Origin of the sequence: Vagococcus fluvialis bH819, assembly GCF_900163795.1 — a bacterium.
GTDB lineage: Bacteria > Bacillota > Bacilli > Lactobacillales > Vagococcaceae > Vagococcus > Vagococcus fluvialis_A.
Window position 1 is genome coordinate 196381 of sequence record NZ_FWFD01000007.1, and the last position, 24276, is coordinate 220656.

The following is a 24276-nucleotide window of genomic DNA, read 5'->3' on the forward strand; positions in this document are numbered from 1 at the left end:
TTATGGAAATTTTTTGTCTTTTAAGATTTTGTTTAAAAGATTTTCTTTCAAAATGTGTTATTTGTAAAATATTTTTTAAAGAGTTTTAAACAATCGGTATGGGGATGTTAACGCATATAAGGGACGATGTTTTTAACGGTGTTCTTTAATTATTATATAAATATCATTTTCTAAGAAATTTCCTGAGATAAGAAGGTTTTCTTGTCTAGTTAGCAGGAAGTATTAATTACTTTAAGATAAAACTAGGAACTATAGTCCTGTCATTTAAAGAGTCGGGCTCTTTAAATGGATGTCACGTTGAAATGAGAGTTGATACGAAGGCAAGGATTAATGGGGAGGAAGCCAGATGGGGATCTGGCTTTTTTTTGTTGACAAAAGAAGTGTAAGGCGTTAAAATGATTAGTTGCAGAAGGTTTTATGTTTACAAATAAAAAGGGAAATGAAATATTGTCCATAACCCTTTATTAATAGGAAAACAAAGATAGAACGACCATATAACAATATGCTCAAGGTCTATTTTTGGTTTTTTTTTACTTAAAAACACTTTATTACGATAGATGTAATAAAACTTTAATATTTGTAACATAAAACTATTTTTGAAGCAAACTCAGAAGGGGTGACTTAATTTGGTTGGACACGTAGTGAAATACGGAAAACACCGAGAAAGACGCAGTTATTCAAGAATTAGTGAAGTATTGGAACTGCCAAACTTAATTGAAATTCAGACAGATTCTTACAAATGGTTCTTAGATGAAGGTTTAAGAGAAATGTTTGAAGATATTATGCCAATTACAGATTTTAGTGATAAATTGTCATTAGAATTTGTAGATTATGAAATGAAAACACCGAAATACACCGTTGAAGAAGCTCGTGCACATGACGCAAACTTTTCAGCACCAATTCATGTCACATTAAGATTAGATAACCAAGTAACAGGGGAAATCAAATCTCAAGAAGTATTCTTTGGCGATTTCCCGCTTATGACTGAAATGGGAACATTCATCATTAACGGAGCAGAAAGAGTAGTTGTTTCTCAATTAGTCCGTTCACCCGGAGTTTACTTTAATGGAAAAACAGAAAAAAATGGTCAACAAGGATTTGGCACAACAGTTATTCCTAACCGTGGCGCTTGGTTAGAATTAGAAACGGATGCTAAAAACCTATCATACGCTCGTATCGACCGTACAAGAAAAATTCCATTTACAATTGTTGTTCGTGCCTTAGGTTTTGGTTCTGATTCAACGATTATGGAAATTTTTGGTGAAAGCGAAAGTTTACAAGCTACTATAGAAAAAGATATTCATAAAAATTCAGGAGACTCTCGTACAGAGGAAGCACTGAAGGATGTTTATGAAAGACTACGTCCAGGTGAGCCTAAGACAGCAGAAAGTTCAAGAAACTTATTAAATGCTCGTTTCTTCGATCCAAAACGTTATGATTTAGCAGCTGTTGGTCGTTACAAAGTCAACAAAAAATTAAACTTAAAAACACGTTTATTAAACCAAACGTTAGCTGAAACGTTAGTTGATCCAGAAACTGGAGAAATTATTGTTGAAAAAGGAACAGTCGTTTCTCGCCAAGTGATGGACACGTTAGAAGAACATTTAGATGCTGGTATTAATAGTGTGACTTATTACCCAAGTGAAGATGGTGTTGTAACAGAACCGATGACGATTCAAGTTATTAAAGTTCTTTCACCTAAAGATCCTGAACGTGTTGTTAATGTGATTGGTAATGCTAACTTAGGCGATAAAGTAAAAACAGTTCGTCCAGCAGATATCATCTCAACAATGAGCTATTTCTTGAACTTACAAGAAGGCATTGGACAAGTAGATGACATCGACCATTTAGGTAACCGTCGTATTCGTTCAGTTGGTGAGTTGTTACAAAACCAATTCCGTATCGGTTTGTCACGTATGGAACGTGTGGTTCGTGAGAGAATGTCTATCCAAGACACTGAAACATTGACACCACAACAACTGATTAATATCAGACCTGTTGTCGCTTCAATGAAAGAATTCTTTGGTTCTTCTCAATTATCACAATTCATGGATCAAACCAATCCATTAAGTGAGTTAACTCATAAACGTCGTCTATCAGCCTTAGGACCTGGTGGTTTAACACGTGACCGTGCCGGATATGAAGTACGTGACGTGCATTATTCTCATTATGGTCGTATGTGTCCGATTGAAACGCCTGAGGGACCCAATATCGGGTTGATCAACAGTTTGTCAAGTTATGCTAAAGTAAATAAATATGGTTTCATTGAAACGCCATATCGTCGTGTGAATCGTGCAACAGGTGAGGTAACTAAGCATATTGATTACTTAACTGCTGACGAGGAAGATCATTACATGGTAGCTCAAGCGAATTCTCCATTAAATGAAGATGGTTCATTCAAAGAAGAATTAGTTATGGCTCGTATTCAAAGTGAAAACTTAGAGGTTAATGTTGATAAAGTAGATTACATGGATGTTTCTCCTAAACAAGTAGTAGCTGTTGCGACATCTTGTATTCCTTTCTTGGAAAACGATGATTCCAACCGTGCGCTTATGGGAGCAAACATGCAACGTCAAGCAGTTCCATTAATCCAACCACGTTCTCCAATCGTTGGTACAGGTATGGAGTATAAAGCTGCTCATGACTCGGGTGCTGCTTTATTATGTAAACATGATGGTGTTGTTGAATACGTGGATGCTAGAGAAATACGCGTTCGTCGTAGCAATGGTGCTTTAGATAAATACACAGTCATTAAATTCCACCGTTCAAATGCTGGAACAAGTTACAATCAACGCTCAATTGTTAAATTAGGCGAGATTGTTGAAGCAGGAGACACACTAGCAGACGGTTCTTCTATGGAAGAAGGAGAAATGGCTTTAGGACAAAACGTTTTAGTGGCATTCATGACGTGGGAAGGTTACAACTACGAAGATGCTATTATCATGAGTCGTCGTTTAGTTAAAGATGATGTTTATACTTCTATCCATATTGAAGAATATGAATCAGAAGCACGTGATACTAAATTAGGACCTGAAGAAATTACTCGCGAATTACCAAACGTAGGGGACGACGCGCTTAAAGATTTAGATGAAATGGGTATTATCCGCATTGGTGCTGAAGTTAAAGATGGTGATTTATTAGTAGGTAAAGTAACGCCTAAAGGGGTAACTGAATTATCTGCTGAAGAACGATTATTACATGCTATCTTTGGTGAAAAAGCCCGTGAAGTTCGTGATACATCATTACGTGTTCCTCATGGTGGTGGCGGTATCGTTCATGACGTGAAGATCTTTACTCGTGAAGCAGGAGACGAATTATCACCAGGTGTTAATATGTTAGTTCGTGTTTATATCGTTCAAAAACGTAAAATTCATGAAGGGGATAAGATGGCCGGTCGTCATGGTAATAAAGGGGTAGTTTCTCGTATTATGCCAGAAGAAGATATGCCATTCCTTCCAGACGGAACACCAGTTGATATCATGTTAAACCCTCTTGGGGTACCATCACGTATGAACATTGGGCAAGTACTTGAGTTACATTTAGGTATGGCTGCTCGTTCACTTAATATTCATGTTGCTACACCAGTATTTGATGGGGCAGATGAGGATGACGTATGGTCAACAGTAGCAGAAGCTAACCTAGCTCGTGATGCTAAAACTGTTCTTTATGATGGACGTACAGGTGAACCGTTTGATAATCGTATTTCAGTTGGTGTGATGTATATGCTTAAATTAGCTCACATGGTTGATGATAAATTACATGCTAGATCAATTGGACCGTACTCATTAGTAACGCAACAACCACTTGGAGGTAAAGCTCAATTTGGTGGACAACGTTTTGGTGAGATGGAAGTTTGGGCACTTGAAGCTTACGGTGCTGCTTACACATTACAAGAAATTTTAACGTATAAATCAGATGATGTTGTTGGTCGTGTGAAGACTTATGAATCAATCGTTAAAGGTGAACCAATTCAAAAACCTGGTGTGCCAGAATCATTCCGCGTACTTGTTAAAGAATTACAAGCCCTAGGTTTAAATATGCGCGTACTGGATGCTGAAGACGAAGAAATTGAATTGCGTGATATGGATGATGAAGATGATGATTTAATTACAGTGGATGCTTTAGCTAAATATGCCAAAGAACAAGCTGAAAAACAAGAAGTAGAAAAATCATTAAAAGATGCACAAGAAAACAAGGAATAGTAAAAAACTAGACCAATAGTTATTTCTGATAGATAAAGAAATGGAGGGACATCTTTTGATCGATGTAAATAAATTCGAAAGTATGCAAATCGGCCTAGCTTCTTCTGAAAAAATAAGAAGCTGGTCATACGGTGAAGTGAAAAAACCAGAAACAATCAATTACCGTACTTTAAAACCAGAACGTGACGGTCTTTTCTGTGAACGCATTTTCGGTCCTACTAAGGACTGGGAGTGTGCTTGTGGAAAATACAAACGTATCCGTTACAAAGGTATTGTCTGTGACCGATGTGGAGTTGAGGTAACTCGCTCTAAAGTTCGTCGTGAACGTATGGCTCATATCGAGCTAGCAGCACCAGTAACACATATCTGGTACTTCAAAGGAATACCAAGTCGTATGGGTCTTGTTTTAGATATGAGCCCACGTGCGTTAGAAGAAATTATCTATTTTGCATCATATGTAGTAACTGATGCTGGAGATACTTCACTTGAAGTAAAACAACTATTAACAGAACGTGAATATCGTGAGAAACGTCAACAATACGGTCAAGGTTTTCAAGCAGGAATGGGTGCTGAAGCAATCAAACGCTTGTTAGAAAATGTTGATGCAGAAAAAGAAGTTGTTGAGTTAAAAGAAGATTTAAAAACAGCTCAAGGTCAAAAAAGAACACGTGCGATTCGTCGTTTAGATATTTTAGAAGCTTTCAGAACTTCTGGAAATGATCCAAGTTGGATGGTTATGGACGTTGTACCAATCATCCCACCAGATATCCGTCCAATGGTTCAATTAGAAGGTGGACGTTTTGCAACAAGTGATTTGAACGATTTATATCGTCGTGTGATTAACCGTAATAACCGTTTGAAACGTTTATTAGACTTAAATGCACCAGGAATCATTGTTCAAAATGAGAAACGTATGTTACAAGAAGCTGTGGATGCTTTGATTGATAATGGTCGTCGTGGCCGTCCGGTAACTGGACCAGGTAACCGCCCACTTAAATCATTATCACACATGCTTAAAGGTAAACAAGGTCGTTTCCGTCAAAACTTACTTGGAAAACGTGTTGACTATTCTGGTCGTTCGGTAATCGTTGTTGGGCCATTCCTAAAAATGTACCAATGTGGTTTACCAAAAGAAATGGCAATTGAATTATTCAAACCATTTGTGATGCACGAATTAGTTAAACGTGAAATTGCAAGTAACATTAAAAATGCAAAACGCCAAATCGAGCGTCAAGAAGATGCTGTTTGGGATGTATTAGAAGATGTTATTCGCGAACATCCAGTTTTACTTAACCGAGCACCTACGCTACATAGACTTGGTATCCAAGCCTTCGAACCTGTTTTAGTTGAAGGTCGTGCGATTCGTCTTCACCCATTAGTATGTGAGGCTTATAATGCCGATTTCGATGGGGATCAAATGGCGGTTCATGTTCCTTTAAGTGAAGAAGCACAAGCAGAAGCTCGTTTGCTGATGTTAGCAGCTCAAAACATCCTTAACCCTAAAGATGGTAAACCAGTTGTTACACCATCTCAAGATATGGTTCTTGGTAACTACTATTTAACAATGGAAGAACCGGGACATATTGGTGAAGGAATGATCTTTAGAAACTTAGATGAAGTTGTTATCGCATGGAGAAATGGCTACGTCCACTTACATTCTCGTATTGGTTTACAAACAAACTCAATGCCTGAAAAACCATTTACTGAATGGCAACGTGATCGTATCTTAATTACAACTGCTGGTAAAGTTATCTTTAACGAAATTATGCCACCAGAATTCCCATACTTAAACGAACCAACGGATTATAACTTAACGGTTCAAACACCTGATAAATACTTTGTAGAAGCTGGAACAAATATTCCAGAACATATTAAAGTACAAGAGAAAATTGGACCATTCAAGAAGAAAAATTTAGGTAATATTATTGCTGAAGTCTTTAAACGTTTCAAGATTACCGAAACTTCTAAAATGTTAGATAGAATGAAAGATTTAGGTTATAAGCACTCAACTTATGCTGGTATGACTGTAGGGATTGCGGATATCGTAGTCTTACATGAAAAACAAAGCATGATTGAAGAAGCTCATAAACAAGTGGATGCTGTAACAAAACAATTCCGTCGTGGTTTAATCACTGATGATGAACGTTACGAAAGAGTCATTGCTATTTGGAACGCAACGAAAGATGCTATTCAAGTTAAGTTAATGGAGAGTTTAGACGATCGTAACCCAATCTTCATGATGAGTGACTCTGGTGCCCGTGGTAACATTTCCAACTTTACTCAGCTTGCTGGTATGCGTGGACTTATGGCTGCACCGAATGGTCGAATCATGGAATTACCAATCGTATCTAACTTCCGTGAAGGTTTAACGGTCTTAGAAATGTTTATCTCTACCCATGGTGCTCGTAAAGGTATGACGGATACGGCTCTTAAAACAGCCGATTCAGGTTACTTAACACGTCGTTTAGTAGACGTGGCCCAAGATGTTATCATTCGTGAAACAGATTGTGGTACGGATCGTGGATTAGATATTAAAGCAGTTAAAGAGGGTAATGAAGTCATTGAAACCTTAGAAGAGCGTATGTTAGGACGTTACACTCGTAAATCAGTGAAACATCCAGAAACAGGCGCAATTATTGTTGCAGCTGGCGATATCATTACTGAAGACATTAGTAAAGAAATTATTGAAGCTGGAATTGAAGAAATTTCAATCCGTTCAGTCTTTACTTGTAATACAAAACATGGTGTATGTAAACACTGTTATGGCCGTAACTTGGCAACAGGTTCTGAAGTTGAAGTTGGGGAAGCAGTTGGTACAATTGCCGCTCAATCAATCGGTGAGCCTGGTACTCAGTTAACAATGCGTACTTTCCATACGGGTGGGGTTGCCGGAGATGATATTACTCAAGGTTTACCTCGTATCCAAGAGATCTTTGAAGCACGTAATCCTAAAGGGGTTGCCATCGTTTCTGAAGTAGCTGGAGAAGTTATTGAAATTTCTGAAGATGCAACGGATCGTACGAAAGAAGTTATTGTTAAAGGTATAACAGATACAAGAACATACAACGTTCCTTATACATCTCGTATGAAAGTTGCTGAAGGTGACATTATCGAGCGTGGAACACCATTAACAGAAGGTTCAATTGAACCAAAACACTTATTAACAATTACTGATGTGTTAACTGTGGAAAACTACCTACTTAAAGAAGTACAAAAAGTGTACCGTATGCAAGGGGTAGAAATCGGCGATAAACATATCGAGGTAATGGTTCGTCAAATGTTACGTAAAGTTCGTATCATGGATCCAGGCGATTCTGATATCTTACCAGGTACATTGATTGATATTAATGAGTTTAAAGAACGTAACTACAATACTTTAGTAGCCGGTGGCACACCTGCAACAGGTCGTCCAGTGTTATTAGGTATTACTAAAGCGTCTCTTGAAACAAACAGCTTCTTATCAGCGGCTTCATTCCAAGAAACAACACGTGTGTTAACGGATGCTGCAATTCGAGGTAAGAAAGACCACTTACTTGGACTTAAAGAAAATGTTATCATCGGTAAGATTATTCCTGCCGGTACTGGTATGCCTAAATACCGTAACATGGAACCAAAAGAAGTGGGCGTTGCTAGCGAAAATGTTTACAGTATTAGTGACATTGAAGCACAAATGGCAGCAGCAGATGCATTAAAATCACAAGACTAATCAGAGTGGATAAAAAATTGTTTTGCTCTGAGTAACTGGAAAAGACCTCAAACAATCCGCTTTTTGGATTGCTTGAGGTCTTTGAAGTTGTCGCAGGAGTTGCTATTTGAACCTGATTATTAAAAGTTATTCGAATGAATAAGGCATATGAATAAGGCATAGACTGAGAAGAAACATTCATGTTTCTTCTCAGTCTTTTTTTGTTCTAAAAAATAAGAGTAGCTATAATGAATCCAAAGGTTAGGAACGGGACAAAGGGTAGCTTTTGAATCGGTTTATGAAAGATATATTGGGATAGAAAAATAAAGATGATTCCAAGTGATGAAGCAAGTAAGATTATAACTAAGCAAGTTGTTAAATTTAAAAATAATGACCAAATGATGAGTAATTTGATATCCCCCCCACCGATACCATCAGGCATAAACTTGGTTAATATGAGGAAAAAAAATAAAATAAAAAAAGGTGTGGATAAGTTGTGGATAGAAAAAGAATGATTCAAATGAAAAAATAGATAAGCAATAAAAGACAAGGGATAAAGTATTTTAGGTTCAACAATCATATAGAGAAAATCTGTTAAACTAAGTGTGAGGCTCATGACGCACAGTAAAAAAAGATAAATCGTTGTCAATTTAAAGCCAATAGTGAGATTAAATATTAAAACAAAACTTCCAGTTAATATTTCGAATAGACTATGGTAGATAGGGATACTTTTGGTACAATGACGGCACTTATTTTTATTAAAGATTAGCACATAAAATGGAATTAAGTCCAAAGCACTGAGTTTAACATGACAATGATCACATTCTGAGCGAGAGTAAATAAAATCTTGATGAATAGGTATTCTTTTAGCGAGAACACCTAAAAAAGAACCTAATATGATGCCACTGAAAAAATAAAGTATCATTATTCTTCCTCCTTTAAAATATAATTTACGCTAAAAAGCACTTTTTCTTTTAAAAATCATAATATATTCAAAATATTGTGCTACATTGTATTTAATGGGAAATTAGGAGAGAAAAAAATGAAAAAGAAGAGTATGTTACTTATTCCTTTTTTGATGGTGCTATTTTTAGTGACGGGTTGTGGGAAAAAAGGGTTAGATGGAGATGAAATCTCTAAAGTATTTATTGAAAATTTTATTTACGAAAAAGAAGCAGATAAATTTAAAGAAAATTTTGTAGACGGGGATATATTAAGTAAGCAGCTTAGTATTATGACGGATGGTTTTCAAGAAAGTTTTTCTGAAGTTTTTGATCCAGTCGCAGGTCCTTTATCGGCTAAAGAAAAAGAAGAAATTTCTTCAGGGTTGATGAAAGAAGTAAGAGAAAAAAGTGATTATAATTATACTATAAAAGAAGAATCAAAAAATAATATTATGGTTACTTATAAAATAAAAGGATTTAATTATTCTAGTTTAGTGGAAACAACATTGAAAGGTGTTTCTACTGAAATAAAAATAAATAATAGTACAGATCCTAAACAAACAAAAAGAATGATATTGTCCGCCTTTTCAGATGCTTTAGATAAAGGAAAAGTAATGGAAAAAGAAACAAAAGTAACTATGAAATTTAAAAAAGAAAAAAAGAAATGGGTGCTAGCTGAAAATCAGGATGAGACTTTAGAAGTCCTGTTACTCTCCTTTATTACAGGTTATAACGATAAGAAAGAGTATAGTAAAGAAATGACGCATACAGTTCAACGATCAGTAACTCAGGCTAAAAGTAGTCTTTAAATCATTTCATTGTCCATCACATTTAAAAAGTGGTAGACTGAATATATAAATAAAATCATGTGAGGAGAGTTTTAATTATGAGTAATGTAAAAACAAAAGAAGTACTGAACCAAACTGTTGCAGATTTGAGTCAATTTTCGGCTGTTATTCATCAAACACACTGGTATATGCGTGGAACTTCATTTTTAACGCTACACCCTAAAATGGATGAGTTCATGGACGAAGTTAATGGCTATTTAGATGTGGTTGCAGAAAGATTAATTACAATTGGTGGCAGCCCTTATTCAACATTAAAAGAATTTTCTGATCACACTAAAATTAAGGATGAAACTGGTTCTTATGATAAAGATATGTCGGAACGCTTATCTATTATATTAGATGGTTTCCACTATTTAAGAAATTTATGTTCAGAAGGCATTCGCATTACTGAAGAAGAACAAGATCATGTGTCACAAGATATCTTTATTGATATTAAAGGAAATGTAGAAAAAACAATTTGGATGCTTCATGCAGAATTAGGCACTGCGCCTGAATTATAAAAAATAATATAAACAAGGCTGACTAAAAAAGTCAGTCTTTTTTTTATTTATACGAATAATTTTTAATAGTCAGGGGATAAAAAATCTACTCTCACGACAACTGGAAGCGAAACGACTTTTGACCACCTTCTTTTTTTGTAAATATTTTTTAAGAAATAAAAATATACTCCACTCACAACTTTACTGAATTCCTTATTTGGTAAAGATAAACATGTTGATTAGAATTTCTTTTTTTAATAATTTAAATTGTAATTAAGTGTACGAAAACCACGTTTATCTTTATTAATTTATCCTAAAAAATACCGATATAAGTAATGATGTTAATAATTAAGGGTGGGGGATTTAAGATGTCAAAGTTCAAGAAAGTTATTTCAGTTCTGTTAGTCATTATCGGTATTACAGGTTTTGTAGTAGAGGCGAAAATGGTAAGTTCGAATAAGAAGAAAAAAGAAGTTCCGATGGTCACAAAAGTTACAAAAGAATACGATGTCCAATCGTCTTCTAAAATAGAAGAAACAAAAAGTTCAAAAAAAGTAGAGATTACAAAAGAAACGACATCTGCTGAAGAAGTAAAAGAAACAGAAACAAAAGAAACAACATTTGAAGAAGAAGCTATTGCTCCAGTTGAAGAAGTTAGGACTGTAACAAATATTGTTGAGCCAGTTCCAGAAGAAAAAATTGAAGAAGTTGTGGAAGAAAAATTAATTGAGGTGAAAAGCCAGCGACATGTGCCGAATAGTATTGGTATAAATGGGATTTTTAGAAATTATTTGCCTATTGGTCGTGGAAATAGTGTCGATGTGGTGGAGTATTATATTGATGGTGGTAATATAATTACAACTGTGGGCTCTTATAATCCTCATGAGAATCAAACAACATATTTTGGTGGCCATAATCCAGGTATTATGGATTATATGGAACAAAATTTATCGGTTGGCTCTACAGTAACCGTAACTGATAGTAATGGAAACCCATTTGATTATCGAGCAGTTGATTATACGATTGTTGATATATATGGAGAGGGTATCCTAGGTTCGATTGGAATGAGTGCGATTGATTTATATGTCTATGGAAGTAATCAAAGATCATTGGCTATTCAATACTGTTTATCCAATAGTGATTTAATGATTATGTGGTATTTATTGCCATTATTTTAAATAAAAAATACAGATTGAAGTTGACTTTAACGTCATTTTCAATCTGTATTTTTTTATTTTTTTCGTTTCGAAAGGAAATAATAATAACCACTAAAAGAACCGATTCCAAGAATAAAGAGCAAGCTACCTGAAATAATGCCAGGTGGTAAGAAAGAAAGTTCAATACTATGTTTTCCTTTTGGTACATTAAAAGTGAGGAAAGCATCTTTAAAATCTTTTGTTTTCACTTTTTTTCCGTCAATTTTAGCAGTCCATCCTTTGTCATAAGGAATGGTTGTCATTAAAACTTGGTCTTCAGGATTTTCAATAGTTGCTTTTGCTTTTCTACCAGATACTTTGAAATCAATCCCATGATTATTAATCTCTTTCATCGCACTTTGGTATTTATTAGTGTCCATTAGAACGACAGGAGGATCAATCAAGTCGACATCTTTTGTTCCGTACAATTCTAAGCTAAAACGAAGTGTGGAATCTTTTTCGAAATATCCTAAATTATAATATTGTCCTGTGATATTTATTTGACTCTTATAACTGGTGCCTTGTGATCGGATAGTAGCGCTTGAACTTTCAATTTGACCAAAATCACTAGGAAATAAACTTAGATAAGCTTGATTACCAGCAGGGATGAAAATATCATAGTCGATAGTTTTAGCGATATTAGGTTTAAGTTCTGTGAAAGAAACGCGATTATTCTCTTTATAAACAATATTGGTATTTTTGCTATCGACAAGGGTTGGCTTAGAAAAACTGAAATAGGTATCATTATAATTAGACAGCTGATTAATTAAGGCTGTTTGAGCACCTAGATTATCATTTTTAGGGAACTTGGTTTTATATAAACTTTGCCCTGTTAAAACACCAAGTGGCATCGCATAATCATTTTCATAAAGTTGATATTTACCGGCCTTACCAGTTGAGTTAAAGCCAAATTTATTAATCGGTTGATCGCTGATATTATGTTTAATACCAACTAAACTATCCATAAATAAAGTGTTATTTTGATATCTTGTATTTAAGCTAGTTCCTCTTGAACGATACCCAAGATCATTCAAGAAAGTCGATGAATGACGATTTCTGATAGAAGAAAACATACTGACACCACTAAATCCATAGTTAAAGCTATCATTTGAAGAAATAGGGGCAAGTGATTCTAATCGGTAAAAATCATCCTTATTAGCGTCGTCAGCTTTATCAACTAGCTTTTTATAGTTGGGATAAGGTTCTGAATAAAGACTTCTTGAAGCGTAATTCCAATCTTTTAAAATGCCATTTAGCATATAAGATGTATTAAGAAATGCTTCACCTGATACCATTAATAATAATAAAATTGTTAATTTTTTTCCGGATAATTTTTTTAATTGGAAAAAGATAATGGCTGTTAAGTAGAGTAAGACAAACAAAATAGTAACAAGTAGCTGAGTGAGTGACGCAAACTCATAGCTTCCTTTTGGTGCTGTTAATTTTGCTAGGGTAAACAAAATAGGCAGAATAAGAGCGATACTAACAAGTGCGCCATTATCATCTTTAGAGAACTTCTCCCAGCCATAGCCGGCTAACATTACGACTAAAAACGAGAATAAAAAACTGAATCTAAAAAGAAACATATTAGGTGCATGCATCCCATGCCAAAACAAGTTGAGGGGCTCTAAGTAGAAACTTGCGATTAACAAAATAAACAGTAGACCATAGGCAATTTTATTTTTTAGGTTAATTTTTTTAGTAACAAAGTAGAACACACAGAACATAAGTGGTAAAAGTCCGACATAGATAAAAGGAATGGAACCATATTTGGTTGTATCGAATACACCAACCATATTTTTAATGATGATATCCCAAAATGCAGTTGCTTCTGTTTTTAATTTTGACATTTCTGTTAAAGTTTCACCGTTTGTTTTTAAATCAAGAAAAGCAGGTAAAATCATAATCATGGAACTAATACCGGCTAGAATTGATGTGATGAAATAAGGCACGATTGCTTTTTTGTATTGTTTTGGTTTTGTTGCTAACCTAGCAACAAAATAACAAACTGAAAAAATACCAATCATAAAACCAAAGTAAAAATTAGAAATAAATAATAGTAGATAACTAACAAAAAGTAAAATTGATTTACCTTTATCCATAACACGATTAATTCCTAAAATGATTAATGGAAGATACATGAAGATATCTAACCACATGATTAATTCAGAATGTGCGGTAATAAAAGACATAAGTGCATAAGAAATACTGAGCGTTACATGTGACCATTGTGGGATTTTGTAAGTATTTTTAGCGTAGTACCAAAAAGAAAAACCTGCACTCCCGATTTTAATAAGTGTTAACAGATAAAGAGCATCAGGGATGTTTTCATTTTTAAAAAAGAAAACAATTGGCGTGAAAACACCACCTAAATAATAGGAAATTAATGACCAGTAATTTAATCCCAGTGAAGCATTCCACGTATAAAAGATACTCTGATCGCCGTGTAGAACATTATTAAAGCTAGCATGAAAATTTGAAAATTGGGAAAAGGCATCACTAGCTAAGACGCTTCGATCACTTCCCCAGTAAATCCCGATACTGAGATAAACAAACATCATAATGAGAAACGGAATAGCAAAAGCTGCTAGCCCATATTTTCCTTCTCGTTTAAAATAATTTTTTATTTGATTAAAATTCAATTGAGTATTCCTCCAATTTGTGGTGAATTAACTTCTCCATTTTAGCATATTTGAAAAGAATATTGTTTTACATAATTATTTCCATTTATTTCATTTTTTATAAAGGATGACTCATCAGATAAAATATTAAAAAAAATAGATAGTAATTGAAAAAATAAAATGAAAATAGGTCAGTAATTTAAACTGATTATCTGTATATATGGTAGGGATAAGAGTAAAAATAACAATTGTTTTTAAGTTGTTTAAAATAATGAAAAAAAGTGATTGACTTTTAAAGGAAAGAGCATATAATTCATCTTGTTTATATTTTTTAAGAAAAAGTAAAATGTTTTGTTGAAAGTGAGGAATAGAAGAAGTGAGTCAGAAGTTGACCCGGGAAAATATTGATACCTTTAAAGTAGGTGGAGCCTTAATTGCTATGGGAGTTGTTTACGGAGATATCGGAACAAGTCCTTTATATGTAATGAAGGCTATTATTGAAGGTAATGGTGGTTTAGCCAATGTTTCTACAGATTTTATTTTAGGATCTGTATCATTGATATTTTGGACGTTAACCTTATTAACAAGTGTTAAATATGTCATGATTGCTTTAAATGCAGATAATCATGGTGAGGGTGGTATATTTTCGCTCTACACATTAGTTAAAAAATCTGGAAAATATTTGTTGTTTCCAGCTATGATTGGTGGCGCTACCTTATTAGCGGATGGTGTTTTAACACCAGCTGTTACGGTAACGACTGCTATTGAAGGTTTACGTGGTATTCCAACGTTTTATGATGCGTTTGGAGATAATCAGCATGTTATTGTTGTGATAACGATGATTATCATTTTTGGGTTATTTATGATTCAACGCCTAGGGACACAAAAAGTTGGAACAGCGTTTGGCCCTATTATGTTAGGGTGGTTTACTTTCTTGGCAGTTATGGGAATTATTAATTTTGCTGGCAACTTAAGTGTTTTAAGAGCACTTAATCCTTATTATGCTTTTCATCTATTATTATCAGATGAAAATAAGGCAGGTATTTTTATCTTAGGTAGCGTATTCTTAGCAACAACTGGAGCTGAAGCTTTATATTCTGACTTAGGTCATGCAGGGCGTAAAAATATTCGTGTTAGTTGGCCGTATATTAAAATCTGCTTAACTTTGAATTATTTTGGTCAAGCTGCTTGGTTGATAAGTGTAAAAGACAATCCAGTTTATCAAGACATGAAATTATTAAATCCATTTTTTAGAATGATGCCACAATCGATGGCTGTTGTAGGGGTACTTTTTGCTACATTAGCTGCAATTATTGCTTCTCAATCCCTAATTTCTGGTTCTTATACATTAGTATCAGAAGCAATAAAATTAAGATTGTTACCAAGAATGAAGATTATTTATCCAACAGATCAAAAAGGTCAATTGTATATTCCAGCTGTGAATACATTGTTGATGATCGGTTGCTTAATGATTGTTTTAACATTTAGAACATCGGCAAAAATGGAGTCAGCCTACGGGTTAGCTATTACTATTACAATGTTAATGACAACATTTTTATTGTTATTCTATTTGTTGCAACAAGGGATTCCCAAAGTACTTGCCTATGTGACCTTTACTTTTTTTGCTTTGATTGAGAGCATTTTCTTTATATCCAGTGCGACTAAATTCTTACATGGTGGTTATGTAGCAGTTTTAATGGCAGTAATTATTCTTTGTATCATGTTGATTTGGCACCGAGGTAACGTTATTACAGAGCGTGAATCTGATCGTGTCTCCTTGTGTGATTATACAGAACAATTGAAGGAACTTAGTCAGGATCCGAGTTTACCTCAATACCAAACTAATATTGTCTTTTTAACAACCAAAATTAAAGGGCATCAAGTAGGGCGAGAAATTGTGTATTCAATTCTAGATAAACGTCCTAAGAAAGCTAAAGTATATTGGTTTGTAAATGTTTTTGTCACAGATGAACCTTATACTAATGAATATTATGTAGACATGATGGGGACAGATTATATCGTTAACGTTCAGCTTAGACTTGGTTTTAGAATGAATCAGGAAGTAAATGTTTACTTGCGTCAAATAGTGAGTGACTTAATGAAAGAAGGCAAATTGCCGAAACAACCACAAAAATACTCAATTATTAAAGATCGTGAAGTGGGAGATTTTGCCTTTGTATTAATCAGAGAAGAATTAACTCGTGTAACATCATTAAGTGCCATAGATACCCTTGTTATGCAACTTAAGTTAGGTATTAAGAAGATAGCTTTTGATCCAGCAAGATGGTTCGGATTAGAGTATAGTGATGTGATCGTCGAGCATGTCCCTCTAGTCATAGGAAATAAAAAACATGTTACTGGTTTAAAACAAGTTCAAGTTGATGATTTTGATGAAGATGATGATTAATTAGAGTGAATAAAAAATCGTTTTGCCCCAAGCAACTGGAAAAATATCAAACAATCCATTTTTAGGATTGATTGTTATTCCTGAAGTTACTAAAGGGGCAGATTTTTTATTCCGGACTACAACAGAGTGGAAATTTTTTTCTTTAAATATTTAGAAATAGAAACTAACTATTACTTTTTTGATGGTTAGTTCCTATTTTTTTTGAGCCATAGACCATAATGAATATTAGTAAAAAAGAATTTATAAACCATTTCCTCCTTAAGCCCCTTTTTATTTCCTCTCGTATCATGTAGGATAGAACAGATAAAGAAAGTAAAGGATGATTGAAGTGTCAAAAATTAGAGGTTTTGAGAAAGTATCAACATTTAAAGAAATTAATTTACCTAATCGTGCCACAAAACATGCTGCTGGTTATGATTTTGAAGCTGCTGAGGAAGTGGTAATCCCTTCAATTTGGAAATCAGGAATAGCAACAGCTTTAAAAGCTGCTTTTAGTAAAGAAGAGCTATTTATGGATGAAAAAGTATTAAAACAAGTTAAACCAGTTTTAGTTTCGACAGGGATTAAAGCTTATATGGGAAAAGAAGAATTTCTGCAATTATGTAATCGTTCAAGCAATCCTTTAAAAAATTATTTGTTATTAGGTAATGGTGTAGGTATTATCGATAGTGATTACTATGATAATGAAGCTAATGAAGGACATATTATGTTTCAGTTTTTAAATTTCGGTTTAAAAGATTTAACGATTAAAAAGGGAGAACGCATAGGTCAAGGAATTTTCTTGCCGTTTTTAAAAGCAGATAATGATCATTCTGAGATGGATAGAACAGGTGGTTTTGGTTCATCGGGTAAATAAAAGAAAAGTTCTTAAAAAAGTCATCCTTTTTTTTAAAGGATGACTTAATTGTATGCTAGAATGTGAGTAGACTTGTTAATAAACAAGATTAATCCATAAAGATAAATAACACAGATGGGGGATATTATGGTGGCGAAAAAAAAGAAAAATGAATTTGTTTGTCAAGAATGTGGTTATGTTTCGCCAAAATATTTAGGGCGCTGTCCTAACTGTGGTAATTGGAACTCATTAGTAGAAGAAATTGTTCAAGAAAAACCAACACGCCATAGTCGTGTTAGCTTGTCGGGAACAACAACTAAACCAGAAAGATTAGATGCTGTTGTTTTCCAAAAAGAGCAGCGTGTTAAAACGGAATTAGAAGAATTAAACCGAGTATTAGGCGGTGGTGTTGTTCCAGGGTCAATGGTTTTGATTGGTGGCGATCCGGGTATTGGAAAGTCGACGCTATTATTACAAGTATCTCAGCAACTTAGTAAATTAGATGATAATGTCTTATATGTTTCTGGTGAAGAGAGCGCACAACAAATTAAGATGCGTGGAGAAAGATTAAGTGCGACAGATAATCATTTTTACGTTTATGGTGAAACGGACATGGGGTTGATCAGACAAACGATTGAACAGTTAAAGCCGAATTATGTGGTGATTGATTCTATTCAAACAATGATTCACCCAGAGATTGCTAGCGCTGCTGGTAGTGTTAGTCAGGTAAGAGAAACGACAGCAGAGTTAATGCAGATTGCTAAAACAAATCAGATTACTATTTTTATTGTTGGACATGTTACTAAAGAAGGGTCTCTTGCAGGACCAAGAATGTTAGAGCATATGGTTGATACAGTTCTTTATTTCGAAGGGGAAAGACACCATACCTTTAGAATTTTAAGAGCAGTGAAAAATCGCTTTGGTTCAACAAATGAAATTGGGATATTTGAGATGAAACAAGAAGGTTTGGTTGAAGTAAGTAATCCATCGGAAGCTTTTCTAGAAGAAAGATTAGCAGATGCGACAGGTTCTGCGATTGTTTGTTCTATGGAAGGAACCCGACCGATTTTAGCAGAGGTCCAAGCGTTAATTACACCGTCAGTTTTCGGAAACGCTCAACGAACAGCAGCTGGTTTAGATCGACATCGCGTCTCTTTGATTATGGCAGTCTTAGAAAAAAGAGCAGGCTTAATGTTACAAAATCAAGATGCGTATTTAAAAGCAGCTGGTGGTGTTAAGTTAGACGAACCTGCGATAGATTTAGCAATTGCAGTGAGTATTGCTTCAAGTTATAAAGACAAAGGAACCTCTCCCTATGAGTGCTTTATTGGTGAAATTGGTTTGACAGGCGAAGTCAGACGAGTGAACCGAATGGATCAACGCGTATCAGAAGCTAAAAAACTTGGCTTTAAAAAAATATATGTTCCTAAGAATAATTTGCAAGGTTGGAAAGCACCAAAAGGAATTGAGATTATCGGTGTATCAACTGTTTCAGAAACATTAAGGCAAGTGTTCAAGTAGGAAAGGAGGAAAAGAAAGATGCAAAAAAAGATATTTTATGTCGTAATGGCAGTCATTGGTTTCAGTCTAGGAATGACGATTGTGCCATCTGTCTGGGTATTATTTGATTTAGAATTTAATCAGTGGTTAAACAATGGTGTAACGAATGGCTTGATTGGTGCAATTATTTTTATTATTATTTCTATGTTTACCTTTCGTTATGTGGGTCGAGCTCTTAAAAAAGCTGAAAAATTTATTAGTGAACAAAGCTTACAAGATTTAGTTTTCGGAAGTTTAGGGGTAATCATTGGGTTATTATTAGGCGCACTGGTGTCTATTCCTCTGTATTCTCTAAAAATTGCTTTTTTACATATTTTATTACCAACTTTAATCATGTTAATTCTAGGATATTTTGGTTTTAGAGTTGGGACAACAAAGACAGATGAATGGCGTAAATTATTTGCACCAAAACCTAAAAAAGGTTCAGAGGATATTTTAGAAAGAAAAGTAACAGATAATTTCAATAAATATAAAATATTAGACACAAGTGTGATTATCGATGGCCGAATTTATGATGTAGCCAAAACTGGGTTCATTGAAGGAACGCTACTTATTCCAAATTTTGTATTATATGAGCTTCAATACATTGCTGATTCTGGGGATAGTTTAAAACGAGTACGTGGTCGTCGTGGTTTAGATATTTTAAATGCACTTCAAAAAGAAGATGGTATTTCTGTAGAAATGTATGAAGGAGATTTTGACGATATTCAAGAAGTTGATAGTAAGTTAATAAAATTAGCTAAACAATTGGATGGTATCGTAGTAACAAATGATTACAACTTAAATAAAGTGAGTGAGTTTCAAAATGTTCCGGTTTTTAATATTAATGCTTTGGCTAATGCTATTAAACCAGTTGTTATTCCAGGAGAAACAATGGATGTTTTAGTGATGAAAGATGGGACTGAAAGACAGCAGGGGGTAGCCTATCTAGATGATGGAACAATGGTGGTTGTTGAAGATGGTAAACACTTTATGCACCAAAGGATTAACGTTATCGTAACTAGTGCCCTCCAAACAGCAGCAGGTAGAATGATTTTTGCAAAACCGTCTCATTCTCAAACAACAATAAATAATGAAACAAAAGGCAATAACTAATGGATTGTACCTTTACTAATTGACCAAATGAGGGTAAAATTTGGGTATAGTAGAAAAGTACTGAAATAGATGATAAGGAAGGTAATTTCATGACAAAAAAAGTACGTGTGAGATACGCACCAAGCCCAACAGGACATTTACACATCGGTAATGCCAGAACAGCATTATTCAATTATTTATATGCAAGACACCATGATGGTGATTTCGTTATTCGTATCGAGGATACAGATCAAAAACGTAACATTGAAGGCGGCGAAAAAAGCCAATTAGATAACTTAGCATGGTTAAACATTGATTGGGATGAATCACCAGAAAAGCCTGGTAAATATGGACCTTATCGTCAATCAGAGAGAGCAGATATTTATTTACCGTTAATCGATCAATTATTAGCAAGTAATCTAGCCTATAAATGTTACTGTACAGAAGAAGAACTAGAAACAGAGCGTGAATCTCAAAAAGCACGTGGTGAAATTCCTCGTTACAACGGGAAATGTGCTAGTTTATCAGTTGAAGAGCAAATGACAAAAGAGGCAGAAGGTATTACACCTGTTGTAAGATTCCGTGTACCTAAAAATAAATCATACAGTTTTGATGACATGGTAAAAGGACATATTACATTTGAATCTGACAGTGTGGGTGGCGACTTTGTTATCTTGAAACGCGACGGTATGCCAACATACAACTTCGCTGTAGCTGTGGATGATTATATGATGAAAATTTCTCATGTATTACGTGGGGATGATCATATTGCTAATACACCTAAACAATTAATGATTTATGAAGCCTTTGGATGGGAAGCACCAGAATTTGGTCACATGACTTTAATTATTAACAGTGAAACAGGTAAAAAACTAAGTAAACGTGATGAAACAATATTACAATTTATCGAACAATATCGTGATTTGGGTTACTTGCCAGAAGCAATGTTTAACTTTATCAGTTTATTAGGTTGGTCACCAGTTGGGGAAGAAGAAATTTTCTCACAAGAAGAATTTATCAAAATGTTTGACGAAGCTCGTTTAGGTAAATCACCTGCAGCCTTTGATAATAAAAAACTTGAGTGGATCAGCAATCAATACATGAAAAAATTAGACCGTGCTGATGTTGCTAAAATGGCTTTACCATACTTAGTGGAAGCTAAATTAGTAGAAGAAAATCCAACAGCTGAAAAATTAGCATGGGTAGAAGAATTAGTTTCTTTATACCAACCACAAATGAGCTACGCAGCTGAAATCGTTGAGTTGTCCTCTTTATTCTTTAATGAGACATTAACGTTGGATGAAGAAGCTAAAGAAGTCTTAGCTGGAGAAACAGTACCTCAAGTATTAGAAGCTTTTTCTAAAGAAATAGCAGAATTAGATCAATTTGATGCAGTAAGTATCAAAGCATCAATCAAAGCGGTTCAAAAAGAAACAGGTGTCAAAGGTAAAAATTTATTTATGCCAATTCGTGTCGCTGTCAGTGGTCAAATGCATGGACCTGAATTAGCTGAAACAATTATGCTTTTAGGTAAAGAAAAAGTTTTAGATCATATTAAACAATCAAGTAAATAAATACATTGAAAAGAAAAGTAGGTCAGTTGATTGATTTAGAGAGCTCGTGATTGGTGAAAACGAGAGAATTAACTGATTGAAGTGCCTCTTTGAGTAGTTTTGGTGAATCAAGTAGCTAAAAACGAGTGATAATCGTTACCTTATCAAAAGGTAGAAAGAAAGTAAGTTTCTTTTTACGAATAAAAGTGGAACCACGTGAAAACGTCTTTTAGTTGAGTAGACTAAAGGACGTTTTTTTATGTAAAAAAATGAAGGAGCTAACGATTATGAAAATATACAACACATTAACTCGTTCTAAAGAAGAGTTTACAACCATTGAGCCAGGAAAAGTTCGTATGTACTTGTGTGGCCCAACGGTTTACAACTATATCCATGTTGGAAATGCTAGAAGTACAGTGGCGTTTGATACCGTTCGTCGTTACCTTGAATACAAAGGCTATGAAGTGAATTATGTTTCTAACTTTACGGATGTGGATGACAAAATTATTAACCGTGCCCATGAAGAAGGTGTGACAACAAGAGAGATTGCTGATAAATACATTGATGCTTTTACCGAAGATACTGGCAAGTTAAATGTCAAACCAGCTTGTATTCATCCTCGTGTTGTTGATCATATTGATGAGATTATCGAATTTGTTGCAGCTTTAATTGAAAAAGGGTATGCTTATGAATCTCAAGGGGATGTATACTACCGTGCGCGCAAGTTTAAAAATTACGGACAATTAAGTAATAAGAGCTTAGATGAATTAGAAGTGGGAGCAAGTCAACGAACAGGGGATGAACAAGATAAAAAAGAAGATCCTTTAGATTTTGCTTTATGGAAATCAGCCAAAGAAGGAGAAGTTTCTTGGAAATCGCCTTGGGGAGAAGGTCGTCCAGGCTGGCATATTGAGTGTTCAGTAATGGCCTCAAAACACTTAGGTGAGACGATTGATATTCATGCTGGGGGACAAGATTTAGAGTTTCCACACCATGAAAACGAAATTGCTCAAAGTGAGGCGAAAACAGGACAAACATTTGCTAATTATTGGATGCACAATGCGTATTTAACAGTGGGTGAAACAGGGGAGAAAATGAGTAAATCATTGAAAAACTTTGTAACAGCTCACGAATTAATGGAAGAAGTTGACCCAGAAGTGGTACGTTTTGCTTTAGCGACAACGCATTATAGACGGCCTATGCCCTTTAATGATATTATCTTGAAAGAAGCAGAAACAAATCTCTCTAAGATTAAAGCAAGTTATAATAACGGTAATTTCCGCTTAGAAGTCTCTCAAGAGACAACTGAAGATGATGCTGTTTATTTGAAAGAACTTACGTTAATTAAACAGCAATTTGAAGAGGGCATGGATGATGATTTCAATACAGCCAATGGGATCACAGCTGTCTATAACTTAGTTAAATGGTTAAACGCTTATTTTGAAAAAAATACTGTGTCAAAAGTTGTGATTGAAGAGGCACAAAGTTTACTAGTTGAATTAATGGCTGTTTTTGGGCTTGAATTAGGACAAAAAGAAGTGCTAGATAGTGAAATCGAAGCGTTGATTGAAGAACGTATTGAAGCTAGAGCAAACAAAGATTTTAAACGAAGCGATGAAATTCGTGACATGTTGAAAGCACAAGGAATTATATTAGAAGATACCGCTCATGGCGGAAGATGGAGTAGAATTTAATGAGTGAAAAGAAAGATTATTCTCTTTTAAGTGGTTTAACGCTAGCTTATGTAGGAGATGCGATTTATGAAATATATATTCGTGATTTTTTAATTAGATCAGGCCAAACTAAACCAAATCAAATGCACCGCATGGCGACGCAATATGTGTCAGCTAAAGCCCAACATTATTTGATAGAAGAAATGATAAAAGAAAATATTCTGACGGAAAATGAAATAACTGTGTATAAAAGAGGACGGAATGCCAAAAGTCACACGAGTGCTAAAAACACTTCTGTATTCGTCTATAGAGCGTCTACAGGGTTCGAAGCCTTAATGGGGTATCTTCATTTGACAGATCAAAAAGAACGGTTAGAAGAGTTAATTAAGTGGTCAATTAAAAGAATAGGGGAAAAGAATGAAAAATAAACATGAACAAAAGCCAAAAGAAGTTGAGCTAGTATCATTAGAGGATGTGGTCTTTGGACGACACGCCACGGTTGAAGCGCTTCAAGCAAGAAGAGGAAATAAATTATTTATTCAAGAGGATTTAAAAAGTAATAAAATTGAAGAATTGAAAAATTTAGCAAAAGAATTTTCAGTTCCTATTATTTGGGCACCAAAATCTAAATTAGATGATATGACGAATAAAGAAAATCATCAAGGAATTGTCATGAAAATAACACCTTATGAATATCTTTCTTTAGACGACTTATTATCAAAAAGTAAAGAAAAAGAAAATCGTTTCTTTTTAATCCTGGATGGTATTGTTGATCCACATAATCTAGGTTCAATCATGAGAACAGCTGATGCGGTCAATGTGGATGGTATTATCATTCCTAAACATCGTGCTGTAGGAATAACACCAGTTGTTGTTAAAACCTCAACTGGTGCCGTAGAACACGTTCCAGTGGCAAGAGTAACAAACTTAAGTCAAACGATAAAAAAATTAAAAGAAGATAATGTATGGATTTTTGGAACAGATATGGAAGGAACGGACTATACAAACTGGAATGTTTCTGGAGATATCGCACTTGTTATTGGAAATGAAGGCAAAGGAATGGGAGCAGCTCTAAAAAAAGAGATGGATGAAATGATTACTATTCCCATTGAAGGTCACGTTCAAAGTTTAAATGCAGGTGTTGCTGCTGGTCTGTTAATGTACGAAGTTTTTAGAAAACGTAGAAACTAAGGAATGGA

15 protein-coding genes and 1 other annotated feature are annotated in these 24276 nt (G+C 34.6%); of the genes, 13 read left to right on the plus strand and 2 right to left on the minus strand.

Annotation, left to right across the window (positions count from 1 at the left end; translation table 11 throughout):
* The first annotated feature begins 626 nt into the window (after window positions 1-626).
* The gene (gene rpoB / locus FM121_RS03670) at window positions 627-4202 is read left to right on the plus strand and encodes a DNA-directed RNA polymerase subunit beta (protein ID WP_086950800.1); all 3576 of its coding nucleotides are present in this window, start codon (window positions 627-629) and stop codon (window positions 4200-4202) included.
* 55 nt (window positions 4203-4257) lie between these two features.
* Window positions 4258-7908 (plus strand): DNA-directed RNA polymerase subunit beta', encoded by a 3651-nt coding sequence (gene rpoC, locus FM121_RS03675; protein WP_086950801.1) that lies wholly within the window; start codon window positions 4258-4260, stop codon window positions 7906-7908.
* A 205-nt stretch (window positions 7909-8113) separates the two neighbouring features.
* On the opposite strand, the gene FM121_RS14750 is transcribed toward rpoC, so the two are convergent.
* Complete coding sequence (locus tag FM121_RS14750; RefSeq protein ID WP_086950802.1) at window positions 8114-8812, minus strand: prepilin peptidase; 699 nt, start codon at window positions 8810-8812, stop codon at window positions 8114-8116.
* A gap of 117 nt (window positions 8813-8929) precedes the next feature.
* Between FM121_RS14750 and FM121_RS03685 the strand changes: the two genes are divergently transcribed.
* The 3 genes from FM121_RS03685 (at window position 8930) to FM121_RS03695 (ending at window position 11336) form a co-directional block, all read left to right on the plus strand.
* Complete coding sequence (locus FM121_RS03685) at window positions 8930-9640, plus strand: DUF5105 domain-containing protein (protein ID WP_086950803.1); 711 nt, start codon at window positions 8930-8932, stop codon at window positions 9638-9640.
* A 77-nt stretch (window positions 9641-9717) separates the two neighbouring features.
* A complete protein-coding gene (locus tag FM121_RS03690) occupies window positions 9718-10179 on the plus strand; it encodes a Dps family protein (RefSeq protein WP_086950804.1) in 462 nt (153 codons plus the stop codon).
* 347 nt (window positions 10180-10526) lie between these two features.
* Entirely contained in the window at window positions 10527-11336 is an 810-nt protein-coding gene (locus tag FM121_RS03695; RefSeq protein WP_086950805.1) for a hypothetical protein, read from the plus strand.
* Between the two features lie 53 nt (window positions 11337-11389).
* On the opposite strand, the gene FM121_RS03700 is transcribed toward FM121_RS03695, so the two are convergent.
* Window positions 11390-13996 carry a YfhO family protein gene (locus tag FM121_RS03700; protein ID WP_256958404.1) on the minus strand — a complete coding sequence of 869 codons (2607 nt, stop codon included), beginning with the start codon at window positions 13994-13996 and terminating at the stop codon, window positions 11390-11392.
* Between the two features lie 418 nt (window positions 13997-14414).
* On the opposite strand from FM121_RS03700, the gene FM121_RS03705 reads away from it, so the two are divergent.
* From FM121_RS03705 to rlmB, 8 genes are all read left to right on the plus strand, one after another.
* Complete coding sequence (locus FM121_RS03705) at window positions 14415-16382, plus strand: KUP/HAK/KT family potassium transporter (protein WP_086950873.1); 1968 nt, start codon at window positions 14415-14417, stop codon at window positions 16380-16382.
* Between the two features lie 319 nt (window positions 16383-16701).
* Window positions 16702-17238 (plus strand): dUTP diphosphatase, encoded by a 537-nt coding sequence (locus tag FM121_RS03710; RefSeq protein ID WP_086950806.1) that lies wholly within the window; start codon window positions 16702-16704, stop codon window positions 17236-17238.
* A 129-nt stretch (window positions 17239-17367) separates the two neighbouring features.
* Window positions 17368-18738, plus strand: coding sequence for a DNA repair protein RadA (gene radA, locus FM121_RS03715; protein WP_086950874.1), 1371 nt, complete (start codon window positions 17368-17370; stop codon window positions 18736-18738).
* An 18-nt stretch (window positions 18739-18756) separates the two neighbouring features.
* Entirely contained in the window at window positions 18757-19872 is a 1116-nt protein-coding gene (locus FM121_RS03720) for a PIN/TRAM domain-containing protein (protein ID WP_086950807.1), read from the plus strand.
* An 89-nt stretch (window positions 19873-19961) separates the two neighbouring features.
* Window positions 19962-21425, plus strand: a complete 1464-nt coding sequence (gltX, locus tag FM121_RS03725) for a glutamate--tRNA ligase (RefSeq protein ID WP_086950808.1) — start codon at window positions 19962-19964, stop codon at window positions 21423-21425.
* Window positions 21422-21637, plus strand: a binding site (T-box leader). It overlaps the preceding gene by 4 nt.
* Before the next feature lie 51 nt (window positions 21638-21688).
* Window positions 21689-23098, plus strand: a complete 1410-nt coding sequence (cysS, locus tag FM121_RS03730; RefSeq protein WP_086950875.1) for a cysteine--tRNA ligase — start codon at window positions 21689-21691, stop codon at window positions 23096-23098.
* On the plus strand, window positions 23098-23505 hold the full coding sequence (locus FM121_RS03735; RefSeq protein WP_086950809.1) for a Mini-ribonuclease 3: 408 nt from the start codon (window positions 23098-23100) through the stop codon (window positions 23503-23505). Before cysS ends, FM121_RS03735 begins: the two co-directional genes overlap by 1 nt.
* On the plus strand, window positions 23495-24268 hold the full coding sequence (gene rlmB, locus FM121_RS03740) for a 23S rRNA (guanosine(2251)-2'-O)-methyltransferase RlmB (protein ID WP_086950810.1): 774 nt from the start codon (window positions 23495-23497) through the stop codon (window positions 24266-24268). Before FM121_RS03735 ends, rlmB begins: the two co-directional genes overlap by 11 nt.
* Window positions 24269-24276: the final 8 nt, after the last annotated feature.

What these genes read in the sequence shown, in the direction of transcription:
- FM121_RS14750 (WP_086950802.1), bottom strand. Translation starts at nt 8,812, where the DNA reads ATGATACTTTATTTTTTCAGTGGCATCATATTAGGTTCTTTTTTAGGT.
- FM121_RS03685 (WP_086950803.1), top strand. Translation starts at nt 8,930, where the DNA reads ATGAAAAAGAAGAGTATGTTACTTATTCCTTTTTTGATGGTGCTATTT.
- FM121_RS03690 (WP_086950804.1), top strand. Translation starts at nt 9,718, where the DNA reads ATGAGTAATGTAAAAACAAAAGAAGTACTGAACCAAACTGTTGCAGAT.
- FM121_RS03695 (WP_086950805.1), top strand. Translation starts at nt 10,527, where the DNA reads ATGTCAAAGTTCAAGAAAGTTATTTCAGTTCTGTTAGTCATTATCGGT.
- FM121_RS03705 (WP_086950873.1), top strand. Translation starts at nt 14,415, where the DNA reads ATGGGAGTTGTTTACGGAGATATCGGAACAAGTCCTTTATATGTAATG.
- FM121_RS03710 (WP_086950806.1), top strand. Translation starts at nt 16,702, where the DNA reads ATGATTGAAGTGTCAAAAATTAGAGGTTTTGAGAAAGTATCAACATTT.
- FM121_RS03720 (WP_086950807.1), top strand. Translation starts at nt 18,757, where the DNA reads ATGCAAAAAAAGATATTTTATGTCGTAATGGCAGTCATTGGTTTCAGT.
- gltX (WP_086950808.1), top strand. Translation starts at nt 19,962, where the DNA reads ATGACAAAAAAAGTACGTGTGAGATACGCACCAAGCCCAACAGGACAT.
- FM121_RS03735 (WP_086950809.1), top strand. Translation starts at nt 23,098, where the DNA reads ATGAGTGAAAAGAAAGATTATTCTCTTTTAAGTGGTTTAACGCTAGCT.
- rlmB (WP_086950810.1), top strand. Translation starts at nt 23,495, where the DNA reads ATGAAAAATAAACATGAACAAAAGCCAAAAGAAGTTGAGCTAGTATCA.